Consider the following 23450-nt stretch of genomic DNA (forward strand, 5'->3'; position numbering starts at 1 on the left):
GGCAACGCGGCTGCCGTGCGGGAGGCGCTGGGCCGGCTCATCGAGCGGCTCGACGGCGCGGCGGAGTTGCTCGCCAGGCGCGACCCGATCCCCGCGGTGCGGCAGTGGGCGCAGGAGGGGCATGAGACCCGGCTGGCGTGGCCGCCCGATCCGGGGCGCCCGCAGCAGGTGCCGGTCAGCGCCGAGATGCTGCTGCGACTGGGCCGCGCGGGCGGCTGGATTACGAAGGTCGATCCGGACAGGCGGAACGTCACGGGCTTCCTGCCAGTTAGGTGATACATGAGCGAGGGCTTGCCCGAGCGAATCATTTGGCATCCTCCGCTTAGTGAAGCGGAGGTAGGCCATGGCGGCGAGGGCTTGCCCGAGCGAATCATTTGGCATGCCCCGCGAAGCGAAGCGGAGGGTAGGCCATTGAGCAGGCCTTGCCTGCGGGAGCCGCATCCGGTGCGGGCCGGGGCGGTGCTCGCCGGGAGCTTGGCCGCGGGCGCGTGGCTGCTGTCGTTCGGGCTACTCAGCGTGACGCTGCGTGGCTATCTGTCATGGACGTTGTTCGCCGGGTCGGTGGCCTGGCTGTCGGCTATTGTCCTTGCGCACGCCGGGAATCGGGGCGCCGCAGTGGGCGTAGCTGCGGCAACGGGTGTCGCGTGGGCCGTGGCGGCGCTGTCGGTCCTCGCCGTTTGGGTGCGTCAAGGCTTCTGGCCGGTATGAAGCGGCGCGCTCGCAGATTACGATGAGTATCACCGGTCGTTGTCAATGAGGGACATTGTCACTAGGGAACCGTCAATAGCGACACTGTCAACAGGACAGGAACATCGACACTTGGGGGAGTCACGTGTCCTTGGTTAGCTCCGCGCACTTTGCCGCCGCCGTTGTCCGCGGCAAATCGGGGTGGACCGCATCCGAGCTCGACCTCGACGGCCTCGCGGACATCGACGAGGTCGCCGACCAGCTGCGCGACGTCGACCCCGACGCCAACGTCTCCCTGTTGTTCGTCGAGGCCGATGACGCCTATCTGGTGATCCTGCGCCTCGACGAGGGCGAGGATCTGCGGGTCTTCGGCTCCGATTCGGTGTTCGCCGAGGAGTCGCGGCTGGGCGCGCTGCTGCTCAGCGACGTCGAGTCGCCGGCCGTCGAGATCGATCTGGACCTCGAGCTGGAGGAGGGCGTGCCGGCCGACGAAGACGACGACGATGCCGACGACAAGCCCGCCGCCGATCCGACCGTCGACCCCGTCGGCGACGCCGACCTCCTGTCGGACCTCGGGGTCTCGGCGCACAAGCTGCTTCAGCTCTGCGCCACGGACGGGATGCTGCCCGCGGACGTCACCGCCGAGCTGTGCCAGATGATCGGCTGTGGCGACGAGGTCGAAGAGCTGCGTGAGTCGTAGCCGGTTCGAGCCGCTGATGCGGCGGGCGCTGGCGGTCGCCGCGGCGTCGCGCGACGACGTGCCGGTCGGGGCGGTCGTGTTCGACCCGGCGGGCCGGGAGCTCGCGGCCGGGCACAACGAGCGCGAGGCGACCCACGACCCGACTGCACACGCCGAAATCGTGGCGCTGCGCCGGGCCGCCGCCGTGAAAAAGTCGTGGCGGCTGGACGGGTGCACGATCGTGGTCACGGTCGAGCCGTGCACGATGTGCGCGGGCGCGATCGTGCTCGCACGGGTTGCCACGGTGGTGTTCGGCGCGTGGGAGCCGAAGACCGGCGCGGCCGGGTCGCTGTGGGACGTGTTGCGGGACAGGCGGTTGAACCACCGGCCCGAGGTCTATGGCGGTGTGCTTGACCAGGAGTGCGCGGCGCTCATGCGGGATTTTTTCCGCTGAGCACGCTCCGCTCGGCCGCCCAATAATCGGATGCGGCGTCCACCTATCGCGTGACGGGAATCGCCCCGGATAGGTGCGGCTTGCCCGTGCGCGCGTCGAAGAGGCGGAATTCGCCTGCGGTGTAGGCGAATCCGACCTTGGCTGGAAGATAGATGGGCAGTTTGAACGACACGTCCACGGTGAGGCGGTCGCCCGGCAGGCGGCCTTCGAGCGCGGCCAGGCAGCGAGCCTTGCTCCACATGCCGTGCGCGATCGGGCGTTTGAAGCCGAACAGGCGTGCGCCGATCAGGGACGTGTGGATGGGGTTGCGGTCGCCGGAGACTCGGGCGTAGGCCGTGCCCACCTCGGGACCGACACGCCAAATCGCGTGCGGCACAGGCGGTTCCGGCGACTCCCGGCTGGAGTCGCCGGCGCGGGTGATGCGCAGATAGGTCGAGACGTCGCGCCAGACGGGTGTGCCGCCCGCCTCGGCCGTCGTGACGAGGTCGAATTGCGTGCCGCGCGGATGGTCACGCAAACCCTCAGCGTGCGCGGTGAGCGTGAGCCGGTCGTCGGTCGTGAGCGCCCGTTCCTGCTCGATCCGGTTGGCGATGTGCACCAGCCCGACGACCGGGAACGGGAAATCCGCGCGGGTCATCACGCCCATCGCGAGCTCGAACCCGAGCACATGCGGGTAGGTCGCGGGCAGCCGATCGCTCGTGCGAAACCCGCACACGCGTTGATATGCGGCCAGGTGAGCCGGGTCCACTGCCACCTCGCGCGAAAGCGCCACGCCCGGCAGTTCGGCGGGGCGTGAGCGCGGGATCAGCGTGAGCGCTGCCTTGGCGTACATCGCCTCACGCCCCCAACAGCATCTGGCCGCACACCCGCACGACGTTGCCGCTCAGCGAAGCCGATCCGGGCGCGGCGAACCACGCCACGGTCTCGGCCACGTCCACCGGGAGGCCACCCTGCGACATGCTGTTCATCCGGCGTCCGGCCTCGCGCACGAACAGTGGCATCTTCGCCGTCATCGCGGTCTCGATGAAGCCGGGCGCGACGGCGTTGGCGACAAAGCCTTGGGCGGCGAGGGATCGCACCCAGCCGATGACGCCCGCCTTGCTGGCGGCATAGTTGGTCTGGCCACGGTTGCCCGCGATGCCGGCGATCGACGCCACGCCGATGATGCGCGTGCCGTTGTCGATCAGGCCCTGGGCGAGCAGCGTCTCGGTGACCCGGATGGGTGCGATCAGGTTGACGCCGAGCACGGCGTCCCACTGGGCCGGGTCCATTTTGGCCAGCGTCTTGTCGCGCGTGATGCCGGCGTTGTGCACGACGATGTCGAGCCGGTCGCGTCTGGACTTGAGCTGGGTGGCCAGCCTCGACGGCGCGTCGGCCGACGTGAGGTCGAGCTGGAGCGCCTCGCCGCGCACCTGGTTGGCGACGCGGGCGAGGTCTTGGCCGGCTGCGGGCACGTCGAGGCAGATGACGTGGACGCCCTCGCGGGCAAACACGCGGGCGATCTCGGCGCCGATGCCGCGGGCGGCTCCCGTGACGAGCGCGACCCGGCCGGCCGGCTCGGAGTAGGACTCCCTCGGCGGACCGACGGCTATCGTCTGGCCGCTGACATAGGCCGATTTCGCGCTGAGTAGGAAGTCCAATGTGGACCGGGCGGCCTCCAACGAGGAGGACAGGCGCACCAACTGGGCCGTGGTGCCCCGCCCGAACTCCTTGCCCACGCTGCGCACGAACCCGTCGAGGGCTTGCTGAGCGGCGTTCACCTCGGTCGTGCCGAGCACGATCACCCGGCCGTTCGGAGTCAGCGAGCGGGCCACGGGATGGAAGAAGTCGTAGAGCTCCCTGAGACTTTCGGGAGTGCTCAACTGCGTACCGTCAAAAATCAGAGCGTGGAAGCGGTCGGCGTCGGCCGCGGGATAAAGCTGGCGCAGCGCGGCGGCATGCGGCCCGTCGGAAATCAGCACCGGGCCGGGCACGATCGGGTCACCCTCGCGCCACCTCTTCAGCTGTGGCGGATCGGGCAGCCCGAGCCGCTTCACCAGCGGCCTGCCCACTCCGGACCTCGCGAAACTTGTATACCGGTCGCCCATGGGGTACACCTTACGCGTGAGTAACCGTGTGGCCATTCTAGGCGGCAACCGAATTCCGTTCGCGCGTTCCAACGGCAGATACGCTCGGGCGTCCAACCAGGACATGCTGACCGCGACGCTGGACGGGCTGGTGGCCCGGTTCGGCCTGGCCGGGCAGCGGCTCGGGGAGGTGGCCGCGGGCGCGGTGCTCAAACACTCCCGCGATTTCAACCTGACGAGGGAATCCGTGCTCGGAAGTGGGCTGTCGGCGCAGACACCCGCGGTGGACATCCAGCAGGCGTGCGGCACGGGACTGCAGGCGATCACCTACCTCGCCAACAAGATCGCGCTGGGGCAGATCGAGGTCGGAATCGGTGGAGGCGTTGACACCACCTCGGATGCCCCGCTCGCGCTCAACGAGGAGCTGCGGCGCACGCTGCTCGACATCCGGGCCGCCCGCACCCCCGGGGCGCGGCTCAAGGCGGCCATCGGGCTGCGTCCACTGCAACCGTTCAAACCGGAGCTTCCGCGCAACGCCGAGCCGCGGACGGGCATGTCCATGGGCGAGCATGCCGCCATCACGGCCGCCCAGTGGGACATCGGGCGGGAGGAGCAGGACGAGCTCGCCCTTGACTCGCATCGCAAACTGGCGGCCGCATATGAGCGCGGATTCTTCGACGATCTCGTGACGCCCTATCTGGGCCTCACCCGCGATCAAAATCTGCGCCCGGATTCATCTCTGGAAAAGCTGAGTGCTTTAAAACCAATATTCGGTACCACGATGACGGCCGGCAATTCGACGCCGCTCACGGACGGGGCGGCGCTGGTGCTCCTGTCGACCGATGAGTGGGCCGCTTCGCGCGGGCTGCCTGTGCTCGCCCACTTCGTGGATGCCGAGACGGCCGCGGTGGACTTCGTCTATGGGGACCCGCAGCCGGAGGGTCTGCTCATGGCGCCGGTGCAGGCCGTGCCGCGGCTGCTGGACCGGCTCGGGTGCAAGCTGCAGGACTTCGACTTCTACGAGATCCATGAGGCGTTCGCGTCGCAGGTGCTCGCGACGCTGCGCGCGTGGGAGGCCAACGGGCTGGGGACCATCGACCGGGCGCGGCTCAACGTGAACGGCTCGTCGCTCGCGGCCGGGCACCCCTTCGCGGCCACGGGCGGCCGCATCGTCGCGACCGCCGCGAAACTGTTGGCGGAGAAGGGATCCGGCCGCGCGCTCGTCTCGATCTGCGCGGCGGGCGGCCAGGGAGTCGTGGCCGTCCTCGAACGCTGACCCTCGCCCGGCCCGCCGGCTGATCGGACAAATGGTTCAGTATGTCCTCGCTAACGTCGGTGGGCGAGCTCCTTGACGGCGGGTGGGGCGGTGGCGGACGTGGGTGGCTTCGGCTTGCGCGACAACAGGCCCTGGGCGATCGCGACGCCGGTCAGGACGATCAGCGCGCCGACGGGCTGGTTCCACGTCAGGGACTCACCGAGCACGAGGATGCCGAGCACGGTCGCGACCACGGGGATGAGGTAGGTCACGTAGGAGGCGGTCGACGCGCCCGCCATGCTGATCACGCGCATGTTGAGCGCGAACGCCACACCGCTGCCGAACGCGCCCAGCGCGAGGATTGAGCCGATCACGTCCCAGCCCCAGGTGGTCGGCGCGGGCGGCGGGCCGGCCAGGATGAGCGCGGCGATGGTCGAGGCGATCGCCGCGATGATCACCTGGACGGCGGCCAGTGCCACTCCGGACGCCGATGAGCGACCCGTGACATACCGCTTGAGATAGGGAATGGCCACCCCGTAGCAGAGCGCGGCGACCCCGCACATCAACTGACCCACGATGCTGGACGCCGAGGCGTCCCAGAAACCGAGCACGGTGAGCACGCCGCCGAACCCGAGGGTGAGACCGATCGCCCCGCGCGCGGTGAACCGCTCGATCCGATAGACCAGCACGGCGAACGGCAGCACCCACAGGGCGGCCGTCGCGTTCCAGATGCCGGCCACGATGCTGGACACGCGCTCCTCGCCGTAGGCAAACAGCGCGAACGGGATCGCCGAGCCGATGATGCCGGGCACGAGCATGTGCAGCCAGAGGCGGCGGTCGCGGGGCAGCCGCTCACGCGTGATGAGCAGGATCGCGAGCAGGGCGAGCGCACCAACGATCAGCCTGCCCGCCCCGACCCAGGTCGGGTGCAGCTTGCTGACACCGATCTTGATGAAGATGAACGACGCTCCCCAGATCACCGCGTTGGCGAGGAAGGCGGGTATCCATTTGTCAGGGGCGGATGGTGATCTCACTCCTGACACTCTGCCACGGGGGTACGACAAAACGCGTGCGGTTTTCGGACACCTCACAGGGCTTCTTCGTTCCTGCTGAAGCAAGTCGCGGGCGGACCGCCCCTGGGAGCGGCGTCTTCCCTCCCGATCTTGACCCGCTCCGTGGATCAGAGATCGCTCGGTCCGGACGCCGCCGGGCGATCCGAGATCCCGCCAATGGCGCGGGCGGCCGGATGTAAAGCTCGGTGCGGGTTGTCGGTCGTTTCGGCTAAGTTCGTCGCCATGGAACAACGACGTGTAGACGATCTCGCTAATAGTTACGTTGATGAATGGGCCGCGCTGTCCCCCACCGGCGCGACCTATGTCGGCATCGAGGGCTACGACGATCAGCTGGACGATCTGACCCGGGCGGGCTATGAGGCTCGGGCCGACCTCGATCGCCGCACGCTGGCCGCACTCGAGCAGATCGAGCCGATCGACCAGCGCGAATTTGTGGCCAAGGAGGGGATGAAGGAGCGCCTCGCGCTCGCGCTCGCCCGGTTCGACGCCGGCGAGACCACCAGCGAGCTGAGCGTGATCTCCAGCGGACTGCACGAGTCGCGCCAGGTCTTCGACCTGATGCCGACGTCAGGCGGGCAGGCGGCGGAAAACGTCGCGGCCCGGCTCGACAAGCTCCCGGTCGCATTGGAGGGTTACAAGCGCACGCTGCTCGACGCGGCAGCGGAGGGCCACGTCGCCGCGCGGGCGCAGATCCTCGAGGTGGTCAAGCAGTGCGAGATCTGGACCAGCCGCGACGGTGACGACTTCTACCGTGGCCTGGCGGCCCGGGTCGAGGCCGACGGCGCGCTGCGCACGCGCATCGACCGGGCGGCGGAGGCGGCCAACGCGGCGACTGTCGCGTTCGGACAGTTCCTGCGCGACGAGCTGGCCCCGCTCGGCCGGGACAAGCAGGCGGCCGGGCGCGAGCGCTACGAGCTTGCCAGCCAATACTTCCTGGGCGCCAGGGTGGACCTCGACGAGACCTACGCGTGGGGGTTCGAGGAGCTGCACCGCATCGAGACCGAGATGCGCGCGGTGTCGGCCCAGATCGCCGGGCCGGGCGCGTCCATCGACGAGGCCGTGGCCAAGCTCGACGCCGACCCCGACTACAAGATCGCGGGCAAGGAGGCGTTCCGCGAGTGGATGCAGCAGTTGGGCGAAAAGACCATCAGCGACCTGCACGGCACCCACTTCGACATTCCTGAGCCGGTGCGCCGCATCGAGGCGTGCATCGCGCCGACGAGCGACGGGTCCATCTACTACACCGGTCCCAGCGAAGACTTCACCCGCCCCGGGCGCATGTGGTGGGCCGTGCCGCAGGGCATCGACGCATTCTCCACGTGGCGCGAGGTGACCACCGTCTACCACGAGGGTGTGCCGGGTCACCACCTGCAGGTCGGCCAGACGGTCTACCGGGCGGAGCTGCTCAACCGCTACCAGCGCCTGATCCTGTGGTGCTCCGGCCACGGCGAGGGCTGGGCGCTGTACTCCGAGCGTCTCATGGACGACCTGGGCTACCTGTCGGACCCGGCCGACAAGCTCGGGATGCTCGACGGGCAGGCGATGCGCGCCGCCCGGGTGATCGTCGACATCGGCATGCACCTGGAGCTGGAGATCCCGCGGGACAACCCGTTCGGCTTCCACCCGGGCGAGCGCTGGACGCCCGAGCTGGGCTGGGAGTTCATGCGCGGGCACTGCCGGGTCGAAGACGAAAACCTGCGGTTCGAGCTCAACCGCTATCTCGGGTGGCCGGGCCAGGCCCCGTCCTACAAGGTGGGTGAGCGGATCTGGCTGCAGGCGCGCGACGATGCCAAGGCGCGCAAGGGATCTGCGTTCGAGCTCAAGCAGTTCCACGCGGACGCGCTCAACCTCGGCGCGCTCGGGCTCGACCCGTTCCGCAAGGTGATGGCGCGGCTCTAGCAAACCCGTCTAGAAGGCTCATCCAGATGAGCCTTCTAGACTGGGCGCGTGATCCCGAACGTGCTCGCCGCCCGCTACGCCTCCCCGGAGATGAACGCCATCTGGTCGCCCGAGGAGAAGATCCGGGCGGAGCGGCGGCTGTGGCTCGCCGTGCTGCGGGCGCAGCGCGACCTCGGCATCCCGCTCGATGAGGGGGTCATCGAGGCATATGAGCGGGTGCTGGACCACGTCGATCTCGACTCGATCGCGGCCCGGGAGCGGGTGACCCGGCACGACGTCAAGGCGCGCATCGAGGAATTCGGCGAGCTCGCTGGATACCAACACATTCATAAGGGCATGACCTCGCGGGACCTCACCGAAAACGTCGAGCAGCTGCAGATCCGCGACTCGCTCGGGCTCATCAGCGTCCGCATCGTCGCCGCGCTCGCCCGCCTTGCCGCCCGCGCCGTCGAATACGACCGGCTCGTCCTGGCCGGCCGATCCCATAATGTGCCGGCCCAGGCGACGACGTTGGGCAAGCGGTTCGCCTCCGCGGCCGAGGAACTTCTTTATGGGTACCGGCGAATTGAAGCGCTTCTGTCGTCGTACCCGCTGCGCGGGATCAAGGGCCCGGTCGGCACCGCGGCCGATCAGCTCGATTTGTTCGACGGTGACGCGGGCAAGGTGGCCGCGCTGGAGCAGCGGGTCGCGGCGCATCTCGGGTTCGCGCGGGTGCTCGACTCGGTGGGGCAGGTTTATCCGCGCTCGCTCGACTACGACGTGGTGACCGCGCTCGCCCAGGTCGCGGCCGCCCCGTCCAGCCTCGCGACCACGATCCGGCTCATGGTCGGGCAGGAGCTCGCGACCGAGGGCTTCAAGCCGGGCCAGGTGGGGTCGTCGGCCATGCCGCACAAGATGAACACCCGGTCCAGCGAGCGGATCAACGGGCTGGCCGTGGTGGTCCGGGGATACGTGAGCATGGTCGGTGAGCTGGCCGGCGACCAGTGGAACGAGGGCGACGTCTCGTGCTCGGTGGTGCGCCGGGTCGCGCTGCCGGACGCGTTCTTCGCGCTGGATGGGGTGTTCCAGACCTTCCTCACGGTGCTGGACGAGTTCGGCGCCTACCCGGCCGTCATCGAGCGGGAGCTCGACCGCTATCTGCCGTTCCTCGCGACCACGAAAATCCTTGTGGCGGCGGTAAAAAAGGGTGTGGGCCGGGAAACCGCGCACGAGACCATCAAGGAGCACGCGGTCGGCGTCGCGCTGGCCATGCGCGAGCGCGGCCAGGCCACCAACGACCTGTTCGACCGCCTCGCCGCCGACCCGCGCCTCGGCCTGTCGCGCGGGGAGATCGACGCCCTGGTCGCCGACCGCACCGCCTTCACCGGCGCCGCCTCCGCGCAGGTCGCGGCCGTGGTCGCGGAGATCGAGAAGGTGGTCGCCCAGCACCCGGACGCGGCCGCCTACACGCCCGGCGCGATCATCTGACGACAGCGATCGCAGTGACTCCGGTCAGGAGAGACGCAGATCGATCCAGGCAATGGTCTCCCCCGGGAGAAGGTACCGCTCGGTCTCGACGAACCCGTGTTGATAGGCGAATCGCAGACCGTCTTCGTTGGAGGACAGGACCACCGTTTCGATCACATTTGCGCCCAGCTCCCGTGCCCGGTTAAGCGCTCGCCCATAGAGCTGCTCGCCGAACCCCTGCCCACGGTGAGCAGGGAGCACACGGGCGATAACCGTGGCGGTCGCCGTCTCGTCGGACGGAGGGCGCACCGTGCTGCAGCCCACGAGAAGATCACCGTGATACGCGACCTCTAGGTAGTTGCGCTGCGCGCGTTCGCGTACCTCGTCCAGAGACAGCAGGTGCGTCGGGATGATCGCGTTGTGGACGTGCTGCCAGTCCCTGAGGGTGACGTCATCGTCCGGCTGTTGGAAACGAAGATCGGACACCTCAGCAGCAGACCCGAGTGCGCCTCGCACGTCAACCCCATTTGCCGCGGGCATGATCAGGGTGTGACGGTGCGTCTGTGCGGCCTGTCGTGAGCCGCCCCGCCCGGCGGGGTGGATGTCAAACTGACGCGAGGCGGGTGGCTTCGGCGAGCCAGTAGGGGACGTCGGCCGCGTGGTAGGCGTGCTCGCTGGGCTCGATGTTGGCCAGGAAGTCCGCATAGACGAAAGCGTTGCGCAGTGCGGCGATGGGGCGCAGGGCGTCGACGGCGGCGAGCGGGTCGCAGCCGGGCACGAGCTCGCGCCAACGGTCGGCCCACGCGGCGATCAGTGGCTGGGCCTCGGCCGGGCTCAAGTCCTCGGTCAGGCGCAGGATGTCGAACCCGGGATGCCCGATGAACGAGTCGCCCCAGTCGATGATGGTGCGCCGTGACCCGTCGCCGATCACGTTGCCGGGGTGCAGGTCGCCGTGCACGAGCGTGTCGGGCATGCCCGCGCTTGCCACCGCCGACATCCGCGCCGCGAGCCACGGTTGCGTGCCGAGCCGGGAGAGGTCGCGCCGGTCGGGGACGCCCGCGGCGATGAGCTTGTCGATGTCGCCCAGCGCGCGTGCCTGGGTCGCGAAGTGCTCCCGGGCGATGGCGGCCCGCGTGGCGAGGTCGGCACCATACAGGTCTTGGCCCGGGATGTGGTCGAGCAGCATGCGGCCGGAGTCGTCGAACGCGCGCACCAGCCCGGAGTCCAGATAGGACAGCACGGCGGGCTCGTGCCGGAAGAACCGTGGCACCTGCTTGAGCCACACCGGCCCGTGATCGGTGTCGAGACGCCAGATCGCGGACAGGTTCCACGTGCGCAGCTGCTGCGCCGAGACGAAGGACACGTGTGAGCGTGCCCACGCCAGTGTCCGCCCCGGCCCACCGAACTCGGCGTAATCGGCGCGCAGCGGATGCGGCAAAATGTCCAATGTGGTCGGTGCAAACGAAACCTCGGGAGGGGCGTCGACCTCGGCGAGGTAGCTCACTCGACCCCCGCGGGTCAGGCCCGGCTCGGTGGACAGGATGCGCAGCACCGCGATGTCCAAGCCGTGCTGCGCGCGGGCGAACTCGACGATCGGCCGGACCTCCTGCCAGTACGGCAGTTCCACGTGAAACGCCGGCAAGGCACCCAAAACCGTGCCGTCCGGCGTGGCTAGGACGAGGGTCACCATGCGGCTCATTGGGCACATGCTACTGACGGTCGCCGGTTACGCTCGGCCCGTGGAGTTTGTGGCCGCCGCCCTGCTGGCGTTCGTGGCGATCTTCCCCGTGGAACTGCCCGACAAGACGTTCGTGGCGACCCTTGTGCTCTCCACCCGGTACCCTCCAATGCCAACATGGATCGGCGTCGTCCTTGCCTTTGCGGTCCAATGCGTGATTGCCGTCCTCGCCGGGCATCTTCTCTCGCAGCTGCCAACGCGGCCGGTGCAGTTCGCCGCGGCGGCCCTCTTCGCGATCGGGGCGGTGGTCCTTGCCCGTGGCGCCCGTCGCGCCGATGCCGAGGAGAAATCCCAGGAGGAGGAATACCAAACCAAGCTCAGCGAGCGCGCGCCGAAGCGCGGCTGGCGGGCGGTCGGCACGAGCTTCCTGGTGCTGTTCACCGCCGAGTGGGGCGATCTGTCCCAGCTCGTGATCGCGGGCTTGGTGGCCAGCGGGCGCGACCCGGTCGCCACGGGGCTCGGCGGACTGGTCGCGCTCGCGACGGTCTCGGGCCTGGCCGTGCTGCTGGGCCGGTGGCTCCTGCAGCGGGTGCGGCTGTCGCTCATCCGCTTTGTGGGCGCTGGCGTGTGCGCGGTGCTCGCGGGAGTGACACTGGTCTCAGCCCTCTGATGCCCAGTTGGGGCAGCGTGCCCACCGGTCGGTACGCTGGTCGCGCACGCACGAGACTTCAGCTGAGGAGAAACCCCGTGGCTCGCGTCGTGGTTGATGTCATGCTCAAGCCCGAAATTCTCGACCCGCAGGGCCAGGCGGTCGCCAACGCCCTTCCGCGCCTGGGCGTCAGCGACGTCGCCTCCGTGCGCATCGGCCGCCGCGTCGAGATCGAGTTTGAAGGCGAGGCCGACGTGGAGCGGGCTCGCGAGATCGCCGACAAGCTTCTTGCCAACCCGGTGATCGAGGACTACCAGGTCAAAATCGAGGAACAGGCGTCGTGAAGATCGGGGTCGTGACCTTCCCCGGGTCGCTCGACGACGGCGACGCCGCCCGCGCCGCCCGCATCGCCGGGGCGCAGGCCGTCCGGCTCTGGCACGCCGACCCGGACCTGCACGGCGTCGATGCCGTGGTCCTTCCGGGCGGCTTTTCGTATGGGGACGCGCTGCGCTGCGGGGCGATCGCCCGGTTCGCCCCCATCATGGAGACGATCAAGAAGGCGGCGGCCGACGGGCTGCCGGTCCTGGGCATCTGCAACGGTTTCCAGATCCTGTGCGAGGCGCACCTGCTGCCCGGCGCGCTGACCCGCAACCAGCACCTGCACTTCCGCAACCGCGACCAGTGGCTACGGTTCGACAACGTGGCCAGCGCCTGGACGGGGTCCTTTGTGGAGGGTCAGGAGATCCTGATCCCGGTGAAGAACGGCGAGGGCTGTTTCGTCGCCGACGCCGACACGCTGGACCAGCTGGAGGCCAACGGGCAGATCGTCGCGCGATACATCAACGGCAACCCCAATGGGTCGATGCGCGACATCGCCGCCATCCGTAATGAGGCGGGCAACGTGGTGGGCATCATGCCGCATCCCGAGCACGCGGTCGAGGCACTGACCGGCCCGTCGCTGGACGGTCTGGGCTTCTTCGCGTCTGTGCTGCAATACCTGGTGGCACCGGCTTCGCCCGCGCCCGCACAGGAGGCGCAGGTGAGGGAGACGGTGACGATTCCCGAGCCGCTGATCCGGCCGACCATCCCGGTCGAGCCTGACCCGGCTTTGGCCCCGCCGGCCTGGCCGGAGATCCCGGCCCGGGTTCCCGCGCAGGCCGATGACGCCGAGCCCGTGGAGGCCGACGACGAGGCCGATTCCGACCCGGCGGCCGAGATCGATGAGCCGGCGGTGGCGGCGGCGGAGCAGCGGAGGGACTCCAGTGAGCATTGATACCGTTGAGCGGGCCGAGTCCACGCCGGACGAGCTGCAGCCCTATGCCGAGCTCGGCCTCAAGGAGGACGAATACCTGCGCATCCGCCAGATCCTCGGACGGCGCCCGACCCAGTCCGAGCTGGCCATGTATTCGATCATGTGGAGCGAGCACTGCTCCTACAAGTCGAGCAAGATCCACCTCAAGCAGTTCGGTGAGAAGGCGCCGCATTCCGACCGCATGCTCGCGGGCATCGGCGAAAACGCCGGCGTCATCGCCATCAACGAGCGGCTGGCCGTGACCTTCAAGGTGGAATCGCACAACCATCCGTCCTTTGTGGAGCCCCACCAGGGCGCGGCAACGGGCGTGGGCGGGATCGTGCGCGACATCCTCGCGATGGGCGCGCGCCCGGTCGCCGTCATGGATCCGCTGCGCTTCGGCGCGGCCGACCACCCCGACACCAAGCGCGTGCTGCCGGGCGTCGTGGGTGGCATCGGCGGCTACGGCAACTGCCTGGGCCTGCCCAACATCGGCGGCGAGGTGGTGTTCGATCCGTCCTACCAGGGAAACCCGCTGGTCAACGCGCTGTGCGTGGGCGTGCTCCCGACCGACCGCCTGCAAAACAAGGCGGCCACCGGGCCGGGCAACATCGTCGTGCTCATGGGCGCCAAGACCGGGCGTGACGGCATCGGCGGCGTGTCGGTGCTCGCCAGCGCGACCTTCGACGAGGGTTCCGAGCGGCGCCGGCCCAGCGTGCAGGTCGGCGACCCGTTCACCGAGAAGCTGCTCATCGAGTCGTGCCTGGAGCTATACGAGGCCGGGCTGATCGTGGGCGTGCAGGACCTCGGCGGTGCCGGGCTGACGTGCGCGCTCACCGAGACCGCGGCCGCCGCCGGGACCGGCATGGACATCCAGCTCGACAAGGTGCCGCTGCGCGAGCCGTCGATGGAATCGCATGAGGTGCTGGCCAGCGAGTCCCAGGAACGCATGCTGTTCATCGTCGAACCGTCCAATTTGGATGCTGTACTGGGTGTGGCCACGCTGTGGGGGGTGATAGCGACGCCGATCGGGGTCGTCACCGACACCGGCCGGGTGCACATCACCTGGCGCGGCGAGACCGTCGTGGACGTGCCGCCGGGCAGCCTCGCCGACGACGGGCCGGTCTACGCCCGCCCGCTGCGCGAGCCGGCCGACCTGATCCTGCTGCAGGCCGACCGCGCCGAAACGCTGCCCCGGCCCACCGATCTGCGCGAAACCCTGCTGCGCATGGTCGCCTCGCCCAACCTGTGCGACAAGGCGTGGGTGACCGAGCAATACGACCGGTACGTGCTGGGCAACACGATCCTCGCCCAGCCCGAGGACTCCGGCATCATCCGCATCGACGAGGAGACGGGCCTGGGCATCGCCCTGTCGGTCGACGGCAACTCCCGCTACACCCGCCTCGACCCCTACGAGGGAGCCAAGCTCGCGCTCGCCGAGGCCTACCGCAACGTGGCCGTCACCGGCGCCACGCCGGTCGCGGTGACCGACTGCCTCAACTTCGGCTCGCCCGAGGACCCGGCGGTCATGTGGCAGTTCGCCGAGGCCGTGCGCGGCCTGGCCGACGGTTGCCAGGAGCTCGGCATCCCGGTCACGGGCGGCAACGTGAGCTTCTACAACCAGACCGGCGCGGTGGCCATCCACCCGACCCCGATCGTGGGCGTGCTCGGCGTGCTCGACGATGTCGCACAGCGCATCCCGATGGGTTTCGCCCACGACAATGACGTGGTGTTCATGCTCGGCGACACCACCGCCGAGCTGTCCGGCTCCGAGTGGGCATGGGTGGTCCACGGGCACCTGGGCGGGCGGCCGCCGCACGTCGACTTCGCCCGTGAGCAGGCCATCGCCGGGCTCATGGCCCGCGCGGCCGAGCTGCAGCTGGTCCACTCCGCGCACGACCTGTCCGACGGCGGGCTGGCCCAGGCCCTGGTCGAGTCGGCGCTGCGCAAGGATGTCGGGGTGACGGTCGCCCTGCCCGAGGGTGCCGATCCGTTCGTTTCGCTGTTCAGCGAGTCGGCCGGGCGGGTGCTCGTTTCGGTCTCGCGCGGGCACCGGCAGGCGTTCGAGGCGCTCGCGGCCGAGTTCGAGGTGCCGATCACGGCGCTTGGCATCACCGGCGGGGACCGGTTGGCGGTGAAGGACCAGTTCGAGGTGCCGCTCGACGAGCTGCGCGAGGCCTGGTCGGGGACGCTCCCCAAAATATTCGGAACATGAGCGGCCGGTGCGGGCAAGAACGGGTATGTCCGCACCTGCAGCCGCCCTCGGTCCTACCGACCTGGGCGGCATGTTCGACCGCTATGCACGGGAACTGCTCCGCTATGCGACGCACCGGGTCGGCGAGCAGATCGCCGAAGACATCGTCGCGCAGACGTTCCTGATCGCATACGAGCAGAAGGCACGCTACGACCCGAGCCGGGGCGCGATGCTGCCCTGGCTCTACGGCATCTGCACCAACCTGTTGCGCCGGCACCGCCGCGACGAAATCCGTGCGCTCAAAGCCATCGAGGGCCTGCGACCGGACACGGTGGACGGTCCGACGTCGGACCGGGTTGACGCGCAACGGCTTGCTGCCAGGGCGCTCGCGGCGCTGTCCCGCCGCCAGCGCGACGTCCTGCTGCTCTATGCGGTCGCCGAGCTCGAATACGCCGAGATCGCTGCGGCGCTCGACATCCCGCTCGGCACCGTGCAATCCACCCTTCACCGGGCACGGGCGAGGGTCCGTGCCGCCCTAGGAGGCCCGTTGTGAAAACCGATTCCGACCTCGTGGCCGTGCGCAGCCTCGGCGCCGAGCCTACCGAGGAATCCCTGACGAGGACTTGGTACCGGATGACGAAGCCCCCCAAGCGGATCCGGCCGAGGTCTCGGGTTCTGGCCCCGGTCGCCGTGGCGGCTGTCGTCCTCGCGCTTGTCGGCGGCTCGCTGGTGGTCTACCGGACGGGCGCCGGCGTTTACTGGCCCGTGGCGTCCACTCCGGACACTGTCGCGACGCTGAAAGCGTTGGCGGACAAGGCAGCCGCGGGAGCGCCTGTGACCATCGGACCGGGCCAGGTCGTGCACACCAGCGGGAACGGTGTCGCGGGCTGCGGCGGCGCGACAGAGTGCGTCATCGAATCCCGGACCATGCAGCTGTGGTACGACGTACACGCCGGTCGGGTCGTGAACCTGCCGGAGGACGTCGAGCAGGCGCGGACGCAGCCCGAGGGCCAAGAATCGCCCGTCGGCGTCCACCGCCCGACGCTGGAGTGGCTCGCCACCCTGCCCACCGACCCGGAAAAGTTGTTGGCACACCTACGGATTGAGATCGGCCGGCATGATCGGTGGACCGTGGACGGGCAGCTGTGGGACATGCTGGCGCAGATGTATTCCTACTGCGAGCTCGCACTCACTCCGGCGCAGCGGGCGAATCTGCTGCGCGCGTTCACCGGCATGAGCGGCCTCAGCACACGGGATATCGCCGTGGATGGCCGCTCGCTGATCGCCATCCGGCACACTGACGACACCAAGGGCAAGGAAATCCTGTTCGATCCGGACACCGGACGGGTAGTCGGGCGGGCAAGCTACTTCCTTGGCGAGGGCGTCACCATCATCAACCCGTTCGACGTGAATGGCGTGTCGCGCATGCTCTGGACCCAATCGGTCGTCCCGACCCCGCAAAGGCAGTAAACGGGGGGCCTGGCGGGGCCGCGCAGCAGGCGACGGTTGGGTTGCCCTCGCCGTGGCGGCATCGCCAACAGCGACGGCGTCGCGGCGGCGCAGATCATGGCCGCCGCGACGGGCTCCCCGTGGTTGTCGGTGGAGAGAAGGTGCCGCCCGCCTACGACAAAATCCGCTCCCTGATTGACGCCGGGTCGAGTCCGTGCCACCGGGCGTGGTCCTTCGGCGAACCGTAGCGGTGCAAGTCCACCCGCTTGACGCCGATGCTGTTGCGGTGCGCGCCTTCGAGATAGGGCACGACGGTGATGACGCCGGTCTCGTCTTCCGGCGCGGTGTTGGCGTAGACGACCTCGAAATCCAATCCCTGCACGGCTTCCAGCACGGGATCGAGCATCGGGCCGACCGCGACGATCCGCGGCCCGGTCCCCCGCTTGACGATCTCGCCGTCCTCGTGTGCCTCGGCGTTCACCTTTGTGGACAGTCGAATGTAGACGTTGCCGTCTTCACGCACGGCTTCCCGCAACAGCCTCCGCACTTCATCGGCATGCCCCGGCACGCGAAGGTGCCAGTCCGGCAGCGTTTGCAGCAGCCGCACGTCCATCGGCGACATGTGCGTGTAGCCCGCCGTCGAGCCGTCGTAGGAAGCGCCCACGCTGACCAGGATCGCGCCGACGCCCTGGTGGCCCAGGTCCAGCTTGATCTGCTCATAGGCCCGGTCGACCAGAAACGTGGCGTAGCTGTGCGCGATCGGCCGCAGGCCGGTCATGGCCAGGCCACCCGCCACACCGATCATGAGCTGCTCCCTGATCCCCACATTGATCGCCCGCTCAGGGTGGCCGGCAAGCGCCTTGTCAAACGAACCTGCCGATATTTCAGCCAGTACCAGCGCCAAGCGCGGGTCCTCGTCGAGCAGACGCGTTGTCTCGTCAACGAACGTCTCACGCATGACTACTGCACCTCTCCCTCGACACGGGCGATGACGGCGTGCGGCCTTCCCGGCCGCGCCGCCGCGATTCCTTGGTGGATGGCCTCATGGTCACGCCCGTCCACCGTGGACGTCGTCCAGCCATGCACGGTGAACGCGGATTGCAGCCCGCCCGGCCACGCGTAGGAGGCCGACCGGTTGTCGACGACGATCACCGTAACGCTGTCTATATAGGACGCTCCAAGGAACGCGATGGCCTCGTGGTTGCTGCCCTCGTCCAGCTCCGCGTCGCCCACGAGCACATACACGCGCGGCTTGGTGTAGCCCTGCGCCCGCAGCCCGAGCGCCGTTCCGGTCGCGAGCCCCAGCCCATGCCCCAGCGAGCCACTGCTGATTTCGACGCCCGGTATGCGCAGCCGGTCGGGATGGTGGCCCAGCGGGCTGTCGGGTCCGGCCATGTCGTCGAGCCAATCCTCGGGGATGAACCCCTTGGCCGCGAGCACCGCATAGTAGGCCGCCGGGCCGTGCCCCTTCGAGAGCAGGAAGCGATCCCGCTCGGGATCGTCGATCCGGTCCGGTGACACGTCGAGCACCCGGTCGTACAGCACCCACAACACATCCAGGGTCGAGTACGCGCTCGGCGCGTGCTTCTCGTCCCCGGTGAGTCTGGTCAGCAACGAATCCAACAACATGCGTGTAGCCTGCAACTTAAAGTGCACTTGAACTCAAGGGATTTGTGATTCGTGATGCTCACCATCGGGGAGTTGGCGGCGCGCAGCGGTGTCGCGCCGTCGGCGCTTCGCTTCTACGAACAGCAGGGGCTGATCCGGGCCACGCGCACGGGCGGCAACCAGCGCCGCTACGAACGTGCGGAGCTGCGCCGGGTCGCGTTCATCCGGATCGCCCAGCAGATCGGCGTCTCGCTGGAGCGCATCAAGGACGCGCTCGGTGAACTGCCGGACGGCCGCACGCCGACCAAGGCCGATTGGGAGCGGTTGTCCCGCCGGTGGCGCGGCGAGCTCGACGAGCGCATCGCGCTGCTGGAACGTTTGCGCGACGACCTGACGGGCTGCATCGGCTGCGGCTGCCTCTCGCTGCAAACATGCAAGCTCTACAACCCCGGCGACGAACTAGCCACCCGAGGCCCCGGCCCTCACCGCCTCCTCGTCCCCACCACTCCTCCCGGTTGATCATGAACTACGTCCATGTTGGACGGCGTGTCGTTTTCGAAACTTCAGGATCGATGCTCCGGCGCCGCGCCGGGTTGACCATGAAGTTGATGCCGCGACACACCGCCGAGCATGGACGTAAGTTCATGACCGACGCGAAAGGGCGGGTGGGGGTTAGCCGCGGGTGTAGGAGCCGAGCATGTGGACTTGGCCGGTGCCGGAGACGATTTCGCCGACCGGCCAGGCTTGCACGCCGCGCCCGGTGAGCAGAGCCAGCGCGCGGTCGGCGTCGGCCGGCGTGACCACAGCGAACATGCCGATGCCCATGTTGAACGTCGACTCCATGTCGCTCTGCTCGATTCTGCCCTTGCGCTGGATCAGATCGAAGATCGGCTGCGGGTGCCAGGTGGTCCGGTTGACGATCGCGTCCAGGTGCTTGGGCAGCACGCGCTCCAGGTTGCCGGGGATGCCGCCGCCCGTGACGTGCGCGAGCGCGTGCACCTCACACTCGGTGATCAACGACAGGCAGTCCTTCGCGTAGATCTTTGTCGGCGTGAGCAACTCCTCGCCCAGCGTCCGCTGGTCGCTCAGGTCGTCGATCACGCTGTCGAGCTTCATCCGCGCCTGGCCCAGCAGCACGTGCCGGACGAGCGAGTATCCATTGGAGTGCAGCCCCGACGACCCCATCGCGATCACGACGTCGCCCAGCTGCACCTTCTCGTGGCTGAGGATCTCGTCCTCCTCGACCACGCCCACACCGTTGGCGGACAGGTCGTATTCATCGGGCCGCATCACGCCCGGGTGCTCCGCTGTCTCGCCGCCCAGCAGCGCACAGCCCGCGTAGCGGCACCCGTCGGCGATGCCCGCGCCGATCTCGGCCACGCGGTCCGGCACGACCTCGCCGCACGCGATGTAGTCCAGCAGGAACAGCGGCTCCGCGCCACACGCGACCAGGTCGTCGACCACCATCGCGACCAGGTCGATGCCCACCGTGTCGTGGATGCCCATCTGCTGGGCGATGACGAGTTTGGTGCCCACGCCGTCGGTCGACGAAGCCAGCACGGGCTTCTTGTATTTGCTCGTGTCCAAACGGAACAGTCCGGAGAAGCCGCCGAGCCCACCGAGCACCTCGGGCCGGTGCGCCCGTTCGACCCGGCTCTTGAGCAGCTCAACGGCCTTATCTCCGGCGTGGATCGAGACCCCCGCATCTGCATAGGTCACCGTCTTGCGGCGGCCGTTGCCGTTGCTCGCTGTCCAGGGCTGGGTACTGGGACGATCGGTCACGTGGGTCACGGGAACACCCCTTTGGGTCTTGCGAATGGTTTGGCGGCTGCTGCTCACGACCGGCTTGCTGCTAGCGCCGGGTCGCCCTGCTCTCCGGCCTCGACCCGGCGGTCGACGCCCTCGAGCACGTGCTTGCCGATCAGGTTGCCCGCGGGCAGCTGGATCGGGTAGTTGCCGTCGAAGCAGGCGCGGCACAGGCGTGACGCGGGCTGCTCCGTGGCGGCCGTCAGGCCGGCGAGCGACACGTAGCCCAACGAGTCAGCGCCGATGGAGCGGCGGATGCCCTCGTTGTCCAGGCCGGTCGCGATCAACTCGGCGCGGGTGGCGAAATCAATGCCATAGAAGCAGGGCCAGGTGACCGGCGGGGCGGAGATGCGCACATGCACCTCGAGCGCGCCGGCCTCGCGCAGCATGCGCACGATGGCGCGCTGCGTGTTGCCGCGGACGATGGTGTCGTCGACGACCACGAGCCGCTTGCCGCGCACGTTTTCGCGCAGCGGGTTGAGCTTGAGCCGGATGCCGAGCTGGCGAATGCTCTGCGACGGCTGGATGAAGGTGCGCCCGACGTAGGCGTTTTTGACAAGACCCTTGCCGTAGGGGATGCCCGATTCTTGGGCATATCCAATCGCTGCGGGGGTACCGCTTTCGGGCACGGGGATGACCATGTCGGCGTCGGCCGGGTGTTCCTGAGCGAGCCTGCGCCCGATCTCCACGCGTGCGGCATACATATTGCGGCCGGAGATGGTCGTGTCGGGGCGGGCCAGGTAGACGTATTCGAAGAGACAGCCCTTCGGCTCGGGGCTGGCAAAGCGCGACGAGCGCAGCCCGTGCTCGTCGATGGCGATGAGCTCGCCCGGCTCCACCTCGCGCACCACCGAGGCGCCGACCGTCTCCAGCGCCGCGGTCTCGCTCGCGACCACCCAGCCGCGGGACAGGCGCCCGAGCACCAGGGGCCGCACGCCATGCGCGTCGCGTGCCGCGTACAACGTCGTCTCGTCCATGAACACGAAGCTGAAGGCGCCCTTGACCGTTGGCAGCACCTCCATCGCCGCGGCCTCGACCGAAAGATCGGGCTTGGCCGCGAGCAGCATGGTGACCAGGGCGGTGTCGCTGGTCGTGCCGCGCGTGTCGATCCCGAGCTCGGCGACGCTGCGCGCGAGATCGGCGGTGTTGACGAGGTTGCCGTTGTGGGCCAGCGCGATGGTCGTGCCCGCCGGGGTGGCCTGGATCGTGGGTTGAGAGTTTTCCCACGTCGAGCCGCCGGTGGTGGAGTAGCGCGTGTGCCCGATGGCCAGGTAGCCGCGCAGGCTCGCCAGCGTGGGCTCGTCGAAGACCTGGGCCACCAGTCCCAGATCCTTGTAGACCACGACGCCCGAGCCGTCGCTGACGGCGATGCCGGCAGCCTCCTGACCACGGTGTTGGAGCGCGTATAGGCCGAAGTAGGTGAGCTTTGCCACGTCTTCGCCTGGCGACCAGACTCCGAAGACGCCACACGCGTCTTGCGGGCCTGGCCGGTGGGGGTCGAGCTCGTGGCTCAACCGGCCGTCGCCTCCGGGCACCGGGGAACTCCCTTGCGTTTCCGCTTGTTCAGACGCTGACTACGAGCTGGTCACTACCTGTAGACCGACAGTGTACGTTCCAGGCGGTCAAGGCTCTACCAGTGTGCCAGAGTCAAAAGACCGGGAAAAGGTGGGAGATATCGGCTCGAATGCCGCTCGCCCGGATGCGCCCGGTCCGCAGACCTTCTTCCCACGTAACGCTTCCCGAGGCCAGGCCCAAGAACGTGATGGGATCCGTCTCCACAACGTTGGGCGGGGTGCCGCGGGTGTGCCTGGGACCCTCGACACACTGAATTGCTCCGTACGGGGGAACGCGCACCTCCACCGAACGGCCAGGAGCCCGGCGGGCCAGCTCCGCCAGGAGCTCGCGAACCGCGTCGCGCAACACCGTACGCTCGACAGACGCGCCCTCGGCCAGCCCGTCGAGTGCGGCTCGGAGCGCAGGGGACTTTTCGTGCGATGAGGACACGTTGGGACGATACGTCGCGACTTTGGCTCGCATTTTGTCGGCCCCTGGCTCGCGCCGAGGCCACATCGCAGGGCATAGTTGCGTGGGCGTATTTTCCTCGGTATCCCCTGCCCTAACCCCAGCCGAGGAAGATCCGAAATGCTTGGAAGGTGGTTGGTGGACGTGGCTACCCAGCGACGACCGTGGATCGCGCGCGTAAGCGTGGTCGCAGCTGTATCGCTCGGCGCTCTGGTCGGTGTCACCTCACCAGCTTGGGCGGCGCTGTCATTGCAGGGCGCGAACCTGACCCCAAACACGATCAACGTGGGTCAGGAGTCCACCTTCAAGTTCAGGATCAAGGACTCCAACCCGGCGACACCCCAGGTCGAAGGCGTCACCATCCAGGTCAGCAGCGGTGCCGCGAGCTGTGCGAGCAACTGCAGCCCCGGCACGGTGGACCTCACGGCGGGGGTGAGCGACGAGATCACGGCGAAAATCAAGGGCAACGCCGCTGGCCAGGTCACGGTCAGGGTGGTGCACAGCGGTGGACAGATCGGCACCGTCCCGCTGACGGTCAATCAGGGGCAGCAGGAGCAGCAGACCGTGGGTCTGCTGCGCGGCGAGGTGGAGAACAACGTCGACGGCAAGCCGATCTCCGGCGCGGTGGTGACCGTGCAGGATCCGACCGGCAAGAACTTCGACGTCAAGACCGGCAGCACGGGCGTTTACCAGTTCGACGGCAAGGCGCTCAAGATCGCGCCGGGTGATCTGATCTTCACTGTCACCAAGGACCCGTTCGTGCTCACGGGCGGGCCGAAGACGGTCCGGGTCGGCGCGAACGAGAACAAGACGATAAACCTCGGCATGGAAAACCCGACCGCAGCGACTACGGCGCCGCCGACCAACACGGCCCCGCCGACCGGCGAGCCCTCCTCGACCACAACCGCGGCGGGCGCGGTGGACACGAAGCCCGCGGCGGACAGCGGCGGCCTCGACACCATGACCTGGATCATGATCATCGTGGGTGGCCTGCTCGTGGCGCTGGGCATCGGGGCGATCGTGCTTCTGCTGGTGCGGCGCAACAACGATGAAGACGAAGACGAAGAGGACGACGAGGACGACGAGCCCGTGCGCGGCCGTCCCGGCGGCCCGCGTGGCCCCGCCGGTGCGGCTCCCCGCCCCGCGGGCGGCGTCTACGGCGGTGCTGCGGCGGGTGCCACCGCGGTCTACGGG

At 68.6% G+C, this 23450-nt stretch carries 23 protein-coding genes and 2 pseudogenes; 15 read left to right on the top strand and 10 right to left on the bottom strand.

What is annotated here, in order from left to right; all coding sequences use genetic code 11:
- From DM816_RS25975 to DM816_RS25990, 4 genes and pseudogenes are all read left to right on the top strand, one after another.
- Positions 1 to 276, top strand: a pseudogene (locus tag DM816_RS25975) (hypothetical protein); the annotation flags it as partial.
- A gap of 135 nt (positions 277 to 411) precedes the next feature.
- Positions 412 to 708, top strand: a complete 297-nt coding sequence (locus DM816_RS25980; RefSeq protein ID WP_117213023.1) for a hypothetical protein — start codon at positions 412 to 414, stop codon at positions 706 to 708.
- A 124-nt stretch (positions 709 to 832) separates the two neighbouring features.
- On the top strand, positions 833 to 1387 hold the full coding sequence (locus tag DM816_RS25985; protein ID WP_246002257.1) for a tRNA adenosine deaminase-associated protein: 555 nt from the start codon (positions 833 to 835) through the stop codon (positions 1385 to 1387).
- A 16-nt stretch (positions 1388 to 1403) separates the two neighbouring features.
- Positions 1404 to 1820: a nucleoside deaminase gene (locus tag DM816_RS25990; protein ID WP_117213024.1), complete on the top strand. Its 417-nt coding sequence runs from the start codon at positions 1404 to 1406 to the stop codon at positions 1818 to 1820.
- A 43-nt stretch (positions 1821 to 1863) separates the two neighbouring features.
- Here DM816_RS25990 and DM816_RS25995 read toward each other — a convergent pair whose 3' ends face one another.
- Positions 1864 to 2652, bottom strand: a complete 789-nt coding sequence (locus tag DM816_RS25995; RefSeq protein ID WP_117213025.1) for a MaoC/PaaZ C-terminal domain-containing protein — start codon at positions 2650 to 2652, stop codon at positions 1864 to 1866.
- A gap of 4 nt (positions 2653 to 2656) precedes the next feature.
- Positions 2657 to 3907, bottom strand: a complete 1251-nt coding sequence (locus DM816_RS26000) for a 3-oxoacyl-ACP reductase (protein ID WP_117213026.1) — start codon at positions 3905 to 3907, stop codon at positions 2657 to 2659.
- Between the two features lie 16 nt (positions 3908 to 3923).
- Here DM816_RS26000 and DM816_RS26005 point away from each other — a divergent pair, with 16 nt between their 5' ends.
- A complete protein-coding gene (locus DM816_RS26005) occupies positions 3924 to 5162 on the top strand; it encodes an acetyl-CoA C-acetyltransferase (protein WP_425455277.1) in 1239 nt (412 codons plus the stop codon).
- A gap of 50 nt (positions 5163 to 5212) precedes the next feature.
- On the opposite strand, the gene DM816_RS26010 is transcribed toward DM816_RS26005, so the two are convergent.
- The gene (locus DM816_RS26010) at positions 5213 to 6175 is read right to left on the bottom strand and encodes a DMT family transporter (RefSeq protein ID WP_117213028.1); all 963 of its coding nucleotides are present in this window, start codon (positions 6173 to 6175) and stop codon (positions 5213 to 5215) included.
- A 261-nt stretch (positions 6176 to 6436) separates the two neighbouring features.
- Between DM816_RS26010 and DM816_RS26015 the strand changes: the two genes are divergently transcribed.
- Positions 6437 to 8113, top strand: coding sequence for a DUF885 domain-containing protein (locus DM816_RS26015; RefSeq protein WP_117213029.1), 1677 nt, complete (start codon positions 6437 to 6439; stop codon positions 8111 to 8113).
- 48 nt (positions 8114 to 8161) lie between these two features.
- Positions 8162 to 9580, top strand: coding sequence for an adenylosuccinate lyase (purB, locus tag DM816_RS26020; RefSeq protein WP_117213030.1), 1419 nt, complete (start codon positions 8162 to 8164; stop codon positions 9578 to 9580).
- Between the two features lie 24 nt (positions 9581 to 9604).
- On the opposite strand, the gene DM816_RS26025 is transcribed toward purB, so the two are convergent.
- Positions 9605 to 10045, bottom strand: coding sequence for a GNAT family N-acetyltransferase (locus DM816_RS26025; protein WP_117213031.1), 441 nt, complete (start codon positions 10043 to 10045; stop codon positions 9605 to 9607).
- Positions 10046 to 10163: 118 nt separating this feature from the next.
- The gene (locus DM816_RS26030) at positions 10164 to 11258 is read right to left on the bottom strand and encodes a phosphotransferase family protein (RefSeq protein WP_117213032.1); all 1095 of its coding nucleotides are present in this window, start codon (positions 11256 to 11258) and stop codon (positions 10164 to 10166) included.
- Between the two features lie 40 nt (positions 11259 to 11298).
- Between DM816_RS26030 and DM816_RS26035 the strand changes: the two genes are divergently transcribed.
- The 6 genes and pseudogenes from DM816_RS26035 to DM816_RS26060 all read left to right on the top strand — a co-directional run bounded on the left by DM816_RS26035 (position 11299) and on the right by DM816_RS26060 (position 16841).
- Entirely contained in the window at positions 11299 to 11907 is a 609-nt protein-coding gene (locus DM816_RS26035) for a TMEM165/GDT1 family protein (RefSeq protein WP_117213044.1), read from the top strand.
- A gap of 77 nt (positions 11908 to 11984) precedes the next feature.
- Positions 11985 to 12230: a phosphoribosylformylglycinamidine synthase subunit PurS gene (gene purS / locus DM816_RS26040; protein WP_117213033.1), complete on the top strand. Its 246-nt coding sequence runs from the start codon at positions 11985 to 11987 to the stop codon at positions 12228 to 12230.
- A pseudogene (gene purQ / locus DM816_RS26045) lies at positions 12227 to 12898 on the top strand (phosphoribosylformylglycinamidine synthase subunit PurQ); the annotation flags it as partial. The gene purS and the pseudogene purQ, both read left to right, overlap by 4 nt.
- A gap of 208 nt (positions 12899 to 13106) precedes the next feature.
- Positions 13107 to 15392, top strand: a complete 2286-nt coding sequence (purL, locus tag DM816_RS26050; RefSeq protein ID WP_117213034.1) for a phosphoribosylformylglycinamidine synthase subunit PurL — start codon at positions 13107 to 13109, stop codon at positions 15390 to 15392.
- 25 nt (positions 15393 to 15417) lie between these two features.
- Positions 15418 to 15924: an RNA polymerase sigma factor gene (locus DM816_RS26055; RefSeq protein WP_117213035.1), complete on the top strand. Its 507-nt coding sequence runs from the start codon at positions 15418 to 15420 to the stop codon at positions 15922 to 15924.
- Positions 15921 to 16841 (top strand): CU044_5270 family protein, encoded by a 921-nt coding sequence (locus DM816_RS26060; protein ID WP_117213036.1) that lies wholly within the window; start codon positions 15921 to 15923, stop codon positions 16839 to 16841. Before DM816_RS26055 ends, DM816_RS26060 begins: the two co-directional genes overlap by 4 nt.
- Before the next feature lie 151 nt (positions 16842 to 16992).
- On the opposite strand, the gene DM816_RS26065 is transcribed toward DM816_RS26060, so the two are convergent.
- Both DM816_RS26065 and DM816_RS26070 read right to left on the bottom strand, forming a co-directional pair.
- Positions 16993 to 17778 carry a transketolase family protein gene (locus DM816_RS26065; RefSeq protein WP_117213037.1) on the bottom strand — a complete coding sequence of 262 codons (786 nt, stop codon included), beginning with the start codon at positions 17776 to 17778 and terminating at the stop codon, positions 16993 to 16995.
- 2 nt (positions 17779 to 17780) lie between these two features.
- A complete protein-coding gene (locus DM816_RS26070; protein ID WP_117213038.1) occupies positions 17781 to 18449 on the bottom strand; it encodes a transketolase in 669 nt (222 codons plus the stop codon).
- 54 nt (positions 18450 to 18503) lie between these two features.
- Between DM816_RS26070 and soxR the strand changes: the two genes are divergently transcribed.
- Entirely contained in the window at positions 18504 to 18947 is a 444-nt protein-coding gene (gene soxR / locus DM816_RS26075; protein ID WP_117213039.1) for a redox-sensitive transcriptional activator SoxR, read from the top strand.
- Positions 18948 to 19100: 153 nt separating this feature from the next.
- Here soxR and purM read toward each other — a convergent pair whose 3' ends face one another.
- The 3 genes from purM to DM816_RS26090 form a co-directional block, all read right to left on the bottom strand.
- Positions 19101 to 20219, bottom strand: coding sequence for a phosphoribosylformylglycinamidine cyclo-ligase (purM, locus tag DM816_RS26080; RefSeq protein WP_117213040.1), 1119 nt, complete (start codon positions 20217 to 20219; stop codon positions 19101 to 19103).
- A 44-nt stretch (positions 20220 to 20263) separates the two neighbouring features.
- The gene (purF, locus tag DM816_RS26085) at positions 20264 to 21769 is read right to left on the bottom strand and encodes an amidophosphoribosyltransferase (RefSeq protein WP_117213041.1); all 1506 of its coding nucleotides are present in this window, start codon (positions 21767 to 21769) and stop codon (positions 20264 to 20266) included.
- Positions 21770 to 21881: 112 nt separating this feature from the next.
- On the bottom strand, positions 21882 to 22238 hold the full coding sequence (locus tag DM816_RS26090; protein WP_117213042.1) for a sterol carrier family protein: 357 nt from the start codon (positions 22236 to 22238) through the stop codon (positions 21882 to 21884).
- Between the two features lie 162 nt (positions 22239 to 22400).
- On the opposite strand from DM816_RS26090, the gene DM816_RS26095 reads away from it, so the two are divergent.
- The coding region (locus DM816_RS26095; RefSeq protein ID WP_162907843.1) for a carboxypeptidase-like regulatory domain-containing protein at positions 22401 to 23450 on the top strand (1050 nt) is incomplete at its 3' end.

The organism is Allorhizocola rhizosphaerae (genome assembly GCF_003426775.1).
Classification (GTDB): domain Bacteria; phylum Actinomycetota; class Actinomycetes; order Mycobacteriales; family Micromonosporaceae; genus Allorhizocola; species Allorhizocola rhizosphaerae.